Consider the following 12,883-nt stretch of genomic DNA (forward strand, 5'->3'; position numbering starts at 1 on the left):
GGAGCCATGACCACGACCGTCTGCACCAGCGCTTCGACCGCCGCCGACCCGGCGACGCAGACCCTTGCCTACCCGTCGTTCGCGTCGTACGTGAGGGCCCGCCAGCCGGTGCTGCTCCGTACCGCCCGGTCGCTGACCGCGAACCCGAGCGACGCGGAGGACCTGCTGCAGACCGCGCTGACCAAGACCTATGTCGCCTGGGAGCGCATCGAGGACCACCGTGCACTCGACGGCTATGTGCGCCGGGCGCTGCTGAACACGCGCACGTCGCAGTGGCGCAAGCGCAAGGTCGACGAGTTCGTGTGCGAGGAGCTGCCCGAGCCGGAGCCCGTGCCGGGCAGGGACGACCCGGCCGAGCAGCAGGCGCTGCACGACGCGATGTGGCGGGCGATCCAGAAGCTGCCCGCCCGGCAGCGGGCCATGGTCGTCCTCAGGTACTACGAGGACCTCAGCGAGGTCCAGACGGCCGAGGTGCTGGGAGTGTCGGTCGGGACGGTGAAGTCGGCGGTGTCGCGAGCGCTGGGCAAGCTGCGGGAGGACCCTGAGCTGGGGCTTGTTCGACAGTGAGCCGTAGTGGGCGGTCCGTCGGGCGTCCATGTGGGCCAACGTGACCTGATCGATCAACGGCACCTAGTGACATACCGCGCGGTATGTGCGCAGAATCGGCGCAGCCCTTACTACCGCGTAGGCAATGTCGCCCCGGGAGGACGCCGTGCTGAGCACGATGCAGGACGTACCGCTGCTGATCTCGAGGATCCTGGCCCACGGGTCGACGGTCCACGGAACATCGCAGATCACCACCTGGACCGGCGAGGGCGAGCCGCACCGCCGCTCCTTCGCCGAGATCGGCGCCCGCGCGGCCCAGCTGGCGCACGCCCTGCGCGAGGAACTCGGTGTTGCGGACGGCGACCGTGTGGCAACTCTCGCCTGGAACAACGCCGAGCATGTCGAGGCGTACTTCGCGATCCCCTCCATGGGCGCGGTGCTGCACACCCTGAACCTCCGGCTCCCGGCCGAGCAGCTGGCCTGGATCGTCAACCACGCGGCCGACAAGGTCGTGATCGTCAACGGTTCGCTGCTGCCGTTGCTGGCCCCACTGCTGCCGCACCTGAAGCCGGTGGAGCACGTGGTGGTGTTCGGACCGGGCGACCGCACCCTGCTCGCGGACGCCTCGCCGCAGGTGCACGAGTACGAGGAGCTGATCGCCGGCAGGCCGACCACGTACGACTGGCCCGAGCTGGACGAACGCCAGGCCGCCGCCATGTGTTACACCTCCGGCACCACCGGCGACCCCAAGGGCGTGGTGTACAGCCACCGTTCGATCTATCTGCACTCCATGCAGGTCAACATGGCCCAGTCGATGGGCCTGACCGACCAGGACACCTCGCTGGTCGTGGTCCCGCAGTTCCACGTCAACGCCTGGGGCCTGCCGCACGCCACGTTCATGACCGGCGTCAATCTGCTGATGCCGGACCGCTTCCTGCAGCCGGCCCCGCTCGCCGAGATGATCGAGAGCGAGCGGCCCACCCACGCGGCGGCCGTCCCGACCATCTGGCAGGGCCTGCTCGCCGAGCTCAACGTCAAGCCCCGTGACGTCTCCGCCCTCACCCAGGTCACCATCGGCGGCTCGGCCTGCCCGCCCTCGCTCATGGAGGCCTTCGACAAGCTCGGCATGCGGGTCTGCCACGCCTGGGGCATGACGGAGACCTCCCCGCTGGGCACGATCGCCCGCCCGCCGGCCCATGCGGTCGGCACGGAGCAGGAGTTCGCGTACCGGTTGACCCAGGGCCGTTTCCCGGCCGGCGTCGAGGCCCGCCTCAGCGGCCCCGGCGGCGAGCGCCTCCCCTGGGACGGCGCGTCGGCCGGTGAGCTGGAGGTGCGGGGCAACTGGATCGCGGGCGCGTACTACAACGGCCCCGAAGCCGAACCCCTGCGCCCGGCCGACAAGTTCAGCGAGGACGGCTGGCTGAAGACGGGCGACGTCGGGACCATCTCCCCCGAGGGCTTCCTCACCCTCACCGACCGCGCCAAGGACGTCATCAAGTCCGGCGGCGAATGGATCTCGTCGGTGGACCTGGAGAACGCGCTGATGTCGCACCCCGACGTCGCCGAAGCGGCCGTGGTCGCCGTCCCCGACGAGAAGTGGGGCGAACGCCCGCTGGCCACGGTCGTGTTGAAGGAGGGCTCCACCGCCGACTTCGAGAGCCTGCGCGCCTTCCTCGCCGACGAGGGCCACATTGCCAGGTGGCAGCTCCCGGAGCGCTGGACGATCATCGAGGCGGTGCCGAAGACGAGCGTCGGCAAGTTCGACAAGAAGGTGCTGCGCAGGCAGTACGCGGAGGGCGAGCTGGACGTCACCAAGCTCTGAGGAACGCCCACGGCATGGTCGTACGGCGGCCTCACCGCCGTACGACCGAATCCCCCACCGCCGTACGACCGACCTCTCACCGCCGTACGGACGTCGTGGTCCATCCCAGTACCAGCCACACCCCCGCCACCGCGCACACCCCGCCCCAGCCCCAGTGGCTGAACGCGAGGCCCGCGAGGGCCGAGGCGGAGGCGCCGCCGGCGAAGCCCGCGACGACGTAGGCGCTGTTGGCGGTGGCCGGGGTCGAGGTGGTGGTCAGGGCGAGGGTCTGGTTGGCGACGTGGGAGGCGACGAGGGCCGCGTGGACGGCGATCGCCGCCACGAACAGGGCCACCAGCACCCGGCCGCCCAGCCAGAACAGCGGGACGGACACGGCGGCGAGCAGATACGCGGACCGTACGACCTTGGCGGCGCCGAAGCGGTCGACCAGGCCGCCGGCCAGCGGTGCCACCACGCTCGCCGCGAGGCCGAAGAGGCCGAACAGACCGGCCGTGGCGGTGGAGAAGCCGTAGCCCCCGGCCGTCAGCAGCAGGGCGAGCGAGGTCCACAGCGCGCTCCAGGCGCCGTACATTCCCGCCTGGCGCACACACGCCCGCCACAGGTCGGGCGACCGGCGGACCACCGACGGCATGGCCGCGAGGCCGGCGAACAGCGACCCCTGCCGGCGGCGGGTCTCCGCCGGCAGCACGGACGCGGTCGCCAGGCCCAGCACGGCCGTCAACGCGGCCGCGCCCACGAAGACCACCCGCCAGCCGAAGGCCTGGCCGACCAGGCCGCCGAGCACCCGGGCCGCCACGATGCCGGTGAACAGGCCCGCGATGACGGCGGCGACATGGCGGGCGCGGCGGTCGGCGGGGGCGCGTTCGGCGACCAGCGGGACGAGCAGCTGGGGGACGACGGTGGCCGCGGAGGCGATCAGGACGGCGGCCGCGAGAGCCGTGGTCCCGGCGGCCGCGGCACCCGCGATCAGGGCCACGGTCGTGACGACCGACAGCACGGCGACCAGGCGGCGCCGGCTGACGCTGTCGCCGAGCGGGGCGAAGAAGAGCAGACCGGCCGCGTAGCCGAACTGCGCGACCGAGGCGATCCAGGCCACCGCCGACGGGGTGGAGCCGAAGTCGCGGGCGATCAGGGGGAGCAGCGGGGCCGCGAGGTAGATGTTGGCGGCCGTGACGGCCGTGCACAGGGCGATCAGGGGGAGGAGGAGACGGTGGGCCGCGCCTCCCGTCCCGCGGACCGAGGTGGTGGCCTCTCGGGTGGCGGTTGTCGAGGACATGAGCAGCAGGACTCCTTCGAGCCGGCTCTAGCAACTAACTGGTTGGTTGGAAGGTTGAACAGTCTGCGCCGCCCGTCGATTCCCTGTCAACCAAACGGTTGGTTACAAGCGCGGTACCCTGCCCTCATGGCAGCAGTGAGGGACCCCGAGGCCACCAGGGCCCGGATCTTCGAGGCGGCGGTCGCCGAGTTCGCCCGTCATGGCATCGCCGGGGCCCGCATCGACCGCATCGCGGCCGCGGCCAAGGCCAACAAGCAGCTGATCTACGCCTACTTCGGCAACAAGGCGGAGCTGTTCACCCAGGTCCTCGGCAAGTCCATGGTCGACCTCGCCGTCGCCGTCCCCGTCGACCCGGACGACATCGAGGGCTGGATCGACCGCCTGATGGACTACCACGCGGCCCACCCCGAACTGCTGCGCCTCCTCTTCTGGGAGGGCATGGAGTACGGCTTCACCGAACTGCCGGACGAGGAAGAGCGCCAGGAGCACTACCGCCGCAAGGTCGCAGCCGTCCAGGACGGCCAGGACCGGGGCGTCATCACCGACGCGTTCCCCGCCCGCGATCTGCTCTTCCTGCTGGTCGCCCTCGCCAACTGGTCAACCGTCGTTCCGCAGATGCGCCGGGTCCTGGTGGGCGCCGACGACACCGACACGGACCGCCTGCGCGACTCCATCAAGGAGGCTGCGCGCAGGCTCGTCGCCAAGTGAGACGCAGGAAGGGCTAGTTGGTCCCGATCCGCGACAGCAGGTCCACGATCCGGCTCTGCACCTCGCCGCTCGTGGACCGTTCGGCCAGGAACAGCACGGTCTCGCCGGAGGCCAGCCGCGGCAGGTCGGCCTGGTCGACGGCGGCGGTGTAGACGACGAGCGGGGTGCGGTTGAGCTGGCCGTTCGCGCGCAGCCAGTCGATGATCCCGGCCTGGCGGCGGTGCACCTGCATCAGGTCCATCACCACCAGGTTGGGCCGCAGTTGCCCGGCCAGCATCACCGCGTCGGCGTCGCTCGCGGCCCGCGCCACCTGCATCCCGCGCCGCTCCAGCGTCGCGGTCAGCGCCAGCGCGATCTCCGCGTGCTCCTCGATCAGCAGGACACGCGGCGGGTGCTGCTCGCTGTCACGTGGCGCCAGCGCCTTCAGGAGTACGGCGGGGTCGGCGCCGTAGGCGGCCTCGCGCGTCGCCTGTCCGAGACCGGCCGTGACCATGACCGGCACCTCGGCGGCCACCGCGGCCTGCCTGAGCGACTGCAGCGCGGTGCGGGTGATGGGCCCGGTCAGCGGGTCCACGAACAGCGCGGCCGGGAAGGCGGCGATCTGCGCGTCGACCTCCTCGCGCGAGTGCACGATGACGGGCCGGTAGCCGCGGTCGCTCAGCGCCTGCTGGGTCGTCACGTCCGGCGCGGGCCACACCAGCAGCCGCCGCGGGTTGTCCAGCGGCTCCGGCGGCAGCTCGTCGTCCATCGGCACCGGGCGCGGGGTGTCCGCGATCTCCACGGCACCACCGGGACCGTCCAGCGGCTCGGGTCCCTCGGCGGCGTTCTCGTCCGGGGCGCCTATGGCGTACGACCGTCCGCTGCCCTCGGTCATCGGCGCGAGCCGGGACTGACCGGCCAGCGACGGCTGCGGCTGGGCCTGCTCGGCCTGCGGGTGCGGACGGGCCGCCTGCTCCGCGGCCGGAGCCGGGCCGGTGGCGTCGGTCCGCGTACCCAGCTTGCGGCGTCGGCCGGAAGCGCTCGGGTTGTGCGGCGCGGGCGTCGCCGTCGGCTGCTGCACCTGCGCGGCCTGACGCGTGAACGGCACGCCCTGGCCCAGCGTCCGCACGCTGATCGCCCGGCCCTGGGTGGAGTTCGGGTCGACGGGGGCGGCCGGTGCGGCGGCGGCTTCGGCGGGCAGCGGCTGGGCGGCGGGGCGTGCCTGCGCCGGAACCTGTGCCGCGGGGGCGGCCGGGGTCTCCGGCGGGAGCGGAGCGCCGGGCGCCGCGGCGGGCTGCGCCGGGGCGGGAGCGGGCTGACCGGAAGCAGCCTCCGCCGGAAGCGGCTGGTCGGCGGCGGTGTCCTGCGCGGGAACACCCGGCGCCGGAAGCGGCTGAGCGGCGCCGGCCTGCGCGGGCACCGCGACCTGGCCGTTGGCCGCCTGGCCCGGGGCGGCCTGCGCGGGAACGGACACCGCCTGCTGGACCTGCACCCCCTGTTCGGCGGTCTGCCCGGCGCCCTCCTGCACCGCAGGCTGTGCCACGGCACGGCGACGGCGGCCCGTCGGCGCGCTCGTGGGGTGCGGCTGGGGCGGGGTGTGGTCGCCGGACTGGTCGAGCGGAACGGCATCGTGCCGACCGTCGTCGATCAGGGCGTCACCGGAGGAGTCCTGGCCGGTCTGTCCGGGGACCTGCGGCTGACCGGGGACCTGCGGCTGTCCGGCGACCTGAGGCTGACCCGGAACCTGTGGCAGAGCGGGGACCGGCGACTGCCCCGGAATCTGGGGCTGCACCGGCACCGGCGCCTGCCCCTGCGCAGGCACGGGAACCTGCTGCTGCGCCCCGTCGGGTACCCGGTCCGCCTCCGCCGGGGGCAGCGCGAACACCGAGCGGGGCGCCGCCTCCTGCGCCGCCGCGCGGTCGTTCGCGGCGGCCAGGGCACGGCGCCGTCGCCCGGTGGGCTCGGAGTTGTCGGCGGGAACGGGCTGGTTGACCGGGACGGGCTGATTCGCCGGTACCGGCTGCTCGGCGGCAGCGGAACCCGCGGGCAGCGCCGCCGGCAGCGCGTGCTGTTCGCCGCCGTGCCGGGCACGCCGTCCGCCGGGCGCGGGCACGCCCTGCGGGGGCACCGTCCCGCCCAGTCCCGTACCGACGGCCGCGGTCCCCGCCGCATGCTCGCCGGCCATGACGACGGCGCCCTCGGCGACCCCGTCACCGGCGCCCTCGGCCGACCGCCCGCGCCGCCGCCCGGTACCGCCGGAGACCTCCAGGGCCCCCGCGGCCGCAGCGGCCGCCGACTCCTCGACCGCACGCCTCCTGCGCCGCCCGGTGGGCGCACCGCCCTCCGCGTCACCGGCCTCGGCCGCCTCGCCGGGCTCCCCCGGGTTCTCGCTCTCCAGGAACGCGTCGACGGACGACCGCCGGCCGCGCCGCCGCCCGCCCCCCGAGGTCGTCTCGGAGGAGCCGACTTCCTCGGCAACCGGGGCCTCGACCGGAACAGCCCCGGCCCCGCCCCCGATGGGCACCTCCAGCACATACGCGCTGCCGCTCATCCCCGGCACTTCGTGCGTCTGCAGCACGCCGCCGTGGGCGCGCACGATCCCGCGCACGATCGGTTCGTGCACCGGGTCTCCCCCGGCGTACGGCCCGCGCACCTCGATCCGTACGACCTCGCCGCGCTGCGCAGCCGCGACCACGACCGTGTTGTCCATGTAACCGCCCGCCGACACGGGCGCGTTGCCGGTCGCGTCGACGCCGGCGACGTCCGCGACCAGGTGGGCGAGCGCGCTCGCGAGGCGCTGCGGGTCGACCTCGGCCTCGATGGGCGGCGCGTGCACGGCGAACTGCACCCGCCCGGGCCCGATCAGCTCTACGGCCCCGTCGACACCGGCGGCGACGACCGCGTCGAGCATGACCTTCGTACGGTGGATCTGCTCGGACCCGGCGTCGAGCAGCTGATAGCCGAGGACGTTGTCGATCAGGGTGGTGATCCGGGAGTAGCCGGCCGACAGGTGGTGCAGCACCTGGTTGGCCTCGGGCCACAACTGCCCGGCGTCGTCGGCGGCGAGCGCGGCCAGCTCGCGCCGCAGCTCGTCGAGGGGTCCGCGCAAGGACCGTCCCAGCAGCGTCAGCAGCTGGTCGTGCCGCGCGGCGAGCGCCTCGTAGCGGTCCTTCTCGCGCTCGCCGAGCGCGGCGTACCGCTCCTCACCGGCGCCGAGTTCCTCCGCGTGCTGCTCTTGCAGCGTCTCGATCTCGGTGACGTGCTTCTGGCGCAGGGCGGTCAGCTCGGAGGAGTGGTCCTCGTCGATCCGCTCCAGTTCCTCGGCGTGCCGCTTCTCCTGCGCGGCCTTCTCCTCGGCGAGCGCGTCATACGGCCGCCGGTCGGCGAAGGTCATCACGGCGCCGACGAGCTGGTCGCCGTCGCGCACCGGTGCGGTGGTCAGGTCGACGGAGACCTTGTCGCCGTTCTTGGCGAAGACGACCTGTCCGCGCACCCGGTGCTTGCGCCCGGAGCGCAGGGTGTCGGCGAGCGGCGACTCCGCGTACGGGAACGGGGACCCGTCGGCCCGCGAGTGCAGGATGAGGGTGTGCAGCTCCTTGCCACCGAGGTCACTGGCCCGGTAGCCCAGGATCTGGGCGGCGGCCGGATTGACGAGCACGATCCGCCCGTCGGTGTCGGTCCCGACCACGCCCTCGGACGCGGCCCGCAGGATCATCTCGGTCTGCCGCTGCGAGCGCGCCAGTTCGGCCTCGGTGTCCACGGTCCCGGTCAGGTCGCGCACGACGAGCATCAGCAGCTCGTCGCCGCTGTAGCCGTAACCGTCGTAGGCCTGCTGGCCGTTCTCGAGGTTGGCGCTGGTGACCTCGACGGGGAACTCGGCGCCGTCGGTGCGGCGGGCGATCATCCGCGTCGGCTTGGTCCGCCCGGCGGGGTCCATGTGGTCGGGCCGCCGCATGGACCCCGGGATGAGCTTGGAGTCGAACTGCGGCAGCAGGTCGAGGAGTCCCCGCCCGACGAGAGCGGTCCCGGGCGCTTCAAAGGCCTCGAGCGCGATCGTGTTCGCGTTGACGACGGTCCCATTGGCGTTGACCAGCACCAACGCATCGGGAAGCGCGTCGAGTATGGCTGCGAGGCGAGCAGCGCCTCGGGATGGCCTGCTGCTCACGAGACGCTTCCTCCCTGTTACCGCACCTTGCCGACCGCTCGGGCCATCTTGCCAATCTGCCCGCGACGTGTCACGCGAGGGAGTCTACGGGCACCGGTTGCGCTCGCGACGCCGGATGAGAGGGAGGTCGCACGACGAAGTGACGTAGAACGTGTGACCGTATGGCGTGGCCTGCGGGAGTTTGCGTGGGCCGTGTTTTCGCCGTGGAAAGCCTGTGCTCGCGATACGCCCCCGTACGTGCCCTTCCGGTTGTTTCTCGTGCGGCGGTTCACATCTGCCCTTGCGGCCGCAGATCCGGCAGCAACGGCACGAGCCGCCCCCAGCGGGCGATCTCGCACCCGTCACTGCGGTCGTACGACGCGTCGACGGGCCGCCCGGCCCAGGTCCCGGTGACATGCGCGGTGGCGGGCCCGCCGTACTGCATGGTGCAGATGCTGCCCTCGGGCACCGGGGCGAAGGTGTCCTTCCCCCACCGCGTGCCGCGATCGAGGGCGTCGCACGCACCGGCGACATCGGGGTGGTCGCCGGAACCGGGATGGCAGTGGAGCTCGTACGTCCCGTCCATGCCGTTGCCCGTGTGGCGGACGGTGACGGTGAGGTGATCGCCGGCCAGGTCCTCGTCCTGGACGGGAGGGGGCGCGAGCACGAGGGGCCCGGCGGCGGCGTACGCGGCGGTGGGCACGACGGAAGAGACGGCGGTGGCGGCGACGACGAGAAGCCGTGCGAGCCGGCGAGGACTGCGGGTGACCTGCAACATGAACCGACTAACGCGAAGGCCCCCCGGGACGTTGCGCGCCCGGCGCGCGGCACAAGCGCTTTGCCCTGCGGCCTGCCTGCCTAGTACCGTGGGAGCCGATTGGTGACACCCCGCTCGACTGTGTCATCATCTGCACGCACCACTCGCGCTCGCGCGGGCGGCTGATGTTGGAGGCGTCGCCTAGTCCGGTCTATGGCGCCGCACTGCTAATGCGGTTTGGGCCTTAAAGCCCATCGAGGGTTCAAATCCCTCCGCCTCCGCACCTCGACTCAGGGAGTCCATGCCGAACGGCACGGGCTCCCTGAGTCGTGTTCACCTCATGATCGGCTTCATCATCCTCTACCGCCAGGGGTTCGGCGGGACGGGTGACGGCGAGCTGCAGGACGGCAAGCCGCCGGCGACGACGGCCCGGCCGCAGGATCCAGCTCGTGCGGCTGCGGCCAGAGGGCCGGTACGGCTTCGAGCGGGTGGTGACGCCGCAGCCCCTCAGATGGCGTTTCCGCAGGTCACAAGGGATATGGCAAACGGATTTCACATGGCGGCGGCAGTCATGTAATGTTCTTCCTGTCGCCGCGAGCGGGCCCGAAAGGACCAGGACCGGCGGGAAAACAAAACAAGCACTCGTAGCTTAACGGATAGAGCATCTGACTACGGATCAGAAGGTTGCAGGTTCGAATCCTGCCGAGTGCACACAGGTTGGAGGCCCCGGAGTGATCCGGGGCCTCCAGTGTTTCTATGAGCTACGTGACACGAATCTTGTCACTCAGTAACCGTGACCGCCGTGGTCGCAGCCCATTTCGGAACCGTTGTGGTTGTACATGGCGCCCGGGTTGCCCTCGCCATTGACCGCATTGCCCAGCAGGCCGGGGAGCACCCCGACCTGGCCGAGGATGTCGAGGTCCAGGTCGTGGGACTTGCACCCGCCGCCGCCATGCATGACGTGCGCGCTCTGGGCGTTGGCCGTGCCGGTGGCTATGGAGCAGAAGCTAACGAGGATGGCGGCCGCAGCAGCGGCCTTGTGAAGCTTGCGCATTACTCCTCCTTGGGCTGAGTAGAGCGCACCATTAAAAGATCACTTGGCGCTCAATTCGGAGGCTAATGCGATATGTCCCGAACCGCTCATCGGGGCTGCCATACGGGGGCATGGGGGTCCCGTCGTCTCGTCAGACGTAGCTCCAGCGCCACGCGTTCGAGCTGTACGTGCACTTGATGGCCGCGCCGCTCGCGGTGGTCGTCGTGGCCCCGTGGTCGCTGTTGCGGCAGAACTGGCCCGCGGAGTAACAGTTCCCCGAGCTGGAGACGATCGAGCAGGTGCCGGTGGTGTCCTGACTCCCGCTCCCGCCACCGCTGTTGGTGCCGGCGGCCCGGGCGACGGCGGTCTTGGTGACGGTGACCGTGGGCCGGGGCTTCGCGGCGGCCTTGACGGTCTCGGTGACGGTCGGGCCGGGCTCGGGCGTGGCCGTCACGGTCGAGGTCGCGGTGATGGTCGTCGCGGGCTTGACCTTGGTCTCGACGGGCTGCTGACCGCCGTTCCCGGCGGTGCCGACGAGCGTGCCTGCGACGAAGAGGACCACTCCGCCGATCCACACGCGAGGGCGTCTACGGAGCGGACGGGTGTCGGGCGGGCGGGGCGCCGGCGGTATCGGTGCGGGCGCGTTGTACGGGTTGGCCATCTCGTCCCCCTGGGTGTTTCAGGTGGAATGACCGTAGTGCCCGGGCGGATGTTGTGTGGATGGTGTGTGAAATAGGTGATCGTCCTGTGACTTTGGCGGGATGGGGGGCTGGGGGTGCGAGAGCGCTTCTGTGCGCGGACACGTGAAAGGCCCCGGGAGAATCGGTCGATTCCCGGGGCCTCTTGCGGCGGGGTCGGTGCAGTTGTCGGTGGTGGGCCGGGCGGGGCCCGGTCGGATGCGCGGGCTCAAGCCGCCGCCTCGGCCAGCCGGTAGAACGCCTGCGTGGTGCGGGGGTGGGCGATCTCGTCCAGGAGGTGCCGCCACTCCGGGTCGGCCAGGTCCGGGTGCGCCTGGTCCCAGGCGGTGAGGAGCGGGGCGAGCTCGGTCTCGCCGGGGGCCTTGCCAGTGGCGTCGAGAGCGGCGTTCGGCTTGGGGGAGGGCAGCGGCTGCATGTTCATGGGAGTTCCCTTCGGGGGCTGTCCATGGGATCCGTCGTGTTCTGCTGGGTTCTACGATGCCGCGGTCCGGTCGCCGCCACCATGAAGCGTCCTGCCGTATCGAAGGTGTAGGTGGCTGTACCCCGGAGGGGGCTGCACTCCCCCCTCGGGGTATCAGGGGTCGTATGGAGGGACGCGAGGTGCCGTTGGTGGGTGGACGCATCACCGCCGGCGTCGTCAGGGTCGGTGACACCGTGCGGCGGCCGGTCACCGCGTCGTCCGTGTTCGTCGCGGAACTGCTCGGGCATCTCCAGCGGCAGGGTTTTGCCGGGGCGCCGCGCCACCTCGGCCTCGACGCGCACGGCCGCGATGTCCTCAGCTACCTTCCCGGCCGGGTGCCCGCCCGCTTCCAGTACTGGAGCGACCGCCAAGTGGCCGCCGCCGGTGCGCTGCTGCGTGCCCTGCACGACGCCACGCGCGGTTGCCGGCTCGCCGGCCGGCACTCCGTGGTCTGCCACAACGACCCGGGGCCGAACAACGCCGTCTTCTCGGACGATGCCGTACCCGTCGCCTTCATCGACTTCGACACCGCCGCGCCGGGCGAACCGCTCGAGGATCTCGGCTACATGGCGTGGACCTGGTGCGTCGCCTCCAAGGCCGAGGCTCCGCCCGTCGATGTGCAGGCGGCGCAGGTACGAATCCTCGCCGATGCGTACGGACTTGATGCCGTCGGCCGTGCCGGGCTCGTCGACGCGATACTCGACAGGCAGGCCCGCAACGCCAGTTGGTGGCGCGGTCGCCTCACCGGATCCGACGGCACTCCATCCCAGCAGATCGTCGGACCCGACCGGATCGCCGAGCGCATTCGGTGGTCCGAGCGCGAACACGCCTATACGGCGACCAACCACAAGGTCTTCGCTGCAGCCTTGCGCTGACGGACACTGCTGGGCTCGTAGACGGTCTCCGAGGTCACGGCGGCCCGGCTGCCGGTGGCGAAGACGAACAGGCGCAGGACCAGGAAGCGGCCCACGCCCGCGATCCCGGCCGCGCCGAGGTAGACGATCTGCTCGGTCGGCATCGACGGCGACGACTGCACCGAGTGCAGGGCGAACATCGCCGCGCAGGTCACGACGTACGCGGCCACCGCCGAGCCCGCCGACTGCCAGTGCCTGCGCCAGCCGGGACGGCGGCCGGTGCCGAAGGTGAACAGGGCGTGCAGTTCGGTGCAGAGGACCGTGGACGCGATGGTGATCACCGCGTTCGACAGGGCCCACGGCACCAGCAGGGCCAGCAGCGGTACGGCGGCACTGGAGAGGAGTCCGACACCGCCGCCGCACACCACGAACCGTATGAAGGAGGCGAAGGCGCCGGGAGCCGCCGGCGTGTGGCGTACGTCGTTCGCCGGGAGCAGCGGCTGCATGGCGGAATTTCCTTCCGGGCAACGGGACTTGATCAGCTGTCTCCAACGATCCCGTCAGCCGCCCCGCGGAACGAGGGGGCACGCTCCCGAAGTAGGGGTA

At 71.8% G+C, this 12,883-nt stretch carries 12 protein-coding genes and 2 tRNA genes; 7 read left to right on the forward strand and 7 right to left on the reverse strand.

Annotated features, from left to right (window positions below; genetic code table 11):
* Positions 1 to 6: 6 nt before the first annotated feature.
* Together ACFY1L_RS35165 and ACFY1L_RS35170 are read left to right on the forward strand one after the other, a co-directional pair.
* A complete protein-coding gene (locus ACFY1L_RS35165) occupies positions 7 to 567 on the forward strand; it encodes a SigE family RNA polymerase sigma factor (RefSeq protein WP_388833293.1) in 561 nt (186 codons plus the stop codon).
* 124 nt (positions 568 to 691) lie between these two features.
* A complete protein-coding gene (locus ACFY1L_RS35170; RefSeq protein ID WP_388833296.1) occupies positions 692 to 2,368 on the forward strand; it encodes a long-chain fatty acid--CoA ligase in 1,677 nt (558 codons plus the stop codon).
* A 76-nt stretch (positions 2,369 to 2,444) separates the two neighbouring features.
* On the opposite strand, the gene ACFY1L_RS35175 is transcribed toward ACFY1L_RS35170, so the two are convergent.
* The gene (locus ACFY1L_RS35175; RefSeq protein ID WP_388833299.1) at positions 2,445 to 3,644 is read right to left on the reverse strand and encodes an MFS transporter; all 1,200 of its coding nucleotides are present in this window, start codon (positions 3,642 to 3,644) and stop codon (positions 2,445 to 2,447) included.
* Between the two features lie 126 nt (positions 3,645 to 3,770).
* On the opposite strand from ACFY1L_RS35175, the gene ACFY1L_RS35180 reads away from it, so the two are divergent.
* Entirely contained in the window at positions 3,771 to 4,352 is a 582-nt protein-coding gene (locus ACFY1L_RS35180) for a TetR family transcriptional regulator (RefSeq protein WP_388833301.1), read from the forward strand.
* Positions 4,353 to 4,365: 13 nt separating this feature from the next.
* Here the strand turns inward: ACFY1L_RS35180 and ACFY1L_RS35185 are convergent, their stop codons facing one another.
* Together ACFY1L_RS35185 and ACFY1L_RS35190 are read right to left on the reverse strand one after the other, a co-directional pair.
* A complete protein-coding gene (locus ACFY1L_RS35185) occupies positions 4,366 to 8,496 on the reverse strand; it encodes a PAS domain-containing protein (protein ID WP_388833304.1) in 4,131 nt (1,376 codons plus the stop codon).
* A gap of 268 nt (positions 8,497 to 8,764) precedes the next feature.
* The gene (locus ACFY1L_RS35190; RefSeq protein ID WP_388833307.1) at positions 8,765 to 9,253 is read right to left on the reverse strand and encodes an SSI family serine proteinase inhibitor; all 489 of its coding nucleotides are present in this window, start codon (positions 9,251 to 9,253) and stop codon (positions 8,765 to 8,767) included.
* A gap of 169 nt (positions 9,254 to 9,422) precedes the next feature.
* On the opposite strand from ACFY1L_RS35190, the gene ACFY1L_RS35195 reads away from it, so the two are divergent.
* The 3 genes from ACFY1L_RS35195 (at position 9,423) to ACFY1L_RS35205 (ending at position 9,943) form a co-directional block, all read left to right on the forward strand.
* Positions 9,423 to 9,513 (forward strand) — tRNA-Ser (locus ACFY1L_RS35195).
* A 20-nt stretch (positions 9,514 to 9,533) separates the two neighbouring features.
* Positions 9,534 to 9,809, forward strand: a complete 276-nt coding sequence (locus tag ACFY1L_RS35200; protein ID WP_388833310.1) for a hypothetical protein — start codon at positions 9,534 to 9,536, stop codon at positions 9,807 to 9,809.
* Between the two features lie 61 nt (positions 9,810 to 9,870).
* Positions 9,871 to 9,943 (forward strand) — tRNA-Arg (locus tag ACFY1L_RS35205).
* A gap of 73 nt (positions 9,944 to 10,016) precedes the next feature.
* Here the strand turns inward: ACFY1L_RS35205 and ACFY1L_RS35210 are convergent.
* The 3 genes from ACFY1L_RS35210 to ACFY1L_RS35220 form a co-directional block, all read right to left on the reverse strand.
* Positions 10,017 to 10,286: a hypothetical protein gene (locus ACFY1L_RS35210; RefSeq protein ID WP_388833313.1), complete on the reverse strand. Its 270-nt coding sequence runs from the start codon at positions 10,284 to 10,286 to the stop codon at positions 10,017 to 10,019.
* A 130-nt stretch (positions 10,287 to 10,416) separates the two neighbouring features.
* Complete coding sequence (locus ACFY1L_RS35215; protein ID WP_388833317.1) at positions 10,417 to 10,926, reverse strand: hypothetical protein; 510 nt, start codon at positions 10,924 to 10,926, stop codon at positions 10,417 to 10,419.
* Positions 10,927 to 11,171: 245 nt separating this feature from the next.
* On the reverse strand, positions 11,172 to 11,384 hold the full coding sequence (locus ACFY1L_RS35220) for a hypothetical protein (RefSeq protein ID WP_388833319.1): 213 nt from the start codon (positions 11,382 to 11,384) through the stop codon (positions 11,172 to 11,174).
* Between the two features lie 164 nt (positions 11,385 to 11,548).
* Between ACFY1L_RS35220 and ACFY1L_RS35225 the strand changes: the two genes are divergently transcribed.
* On the forward strand, positions 11,549 to 12,298 hold the full coding sequence (locus ACFY1L_RS35225) for an aminoglycoside phosphotransferase family protein (protein WP_388833322.1): 750 nt from the start codon (positions 11,549 to 11,551) through the stop codon (positions 12,296 to 12,298).
* On the opposite strand, the gene ACFY1L_RS35230 is transcribed toward ACFY1L_RS35225, so the two are convergent.
* Complete coding sequence (locus ACFY1L_RS35230; RefSeq protein ID WP_388833325.1) at positions 12,253 to 12,783, reverse strand: GtrA family protein; 531 nt, start codon at positions 12,781 to 12,783, stop codon at positions 12,253 to 12,255. The genes ACFY1L_RS35225 and ACFY1L_RS35230 overlap by 46 nt on opposite strands.
* Positions 12,784 to 12,883: the final 100 nt, after the last annotated feature.

It is taken from the genome of Streptomyces sp. NPDC001663, assembly GCF_042893105.1.
In the GTDB taxonomy this organism is placed as follows: domain Bacteria; phylum Actinomycetota; class Actinomycetes; order Streptomycetales; family Streptomycetaceae; genus Streptomyces.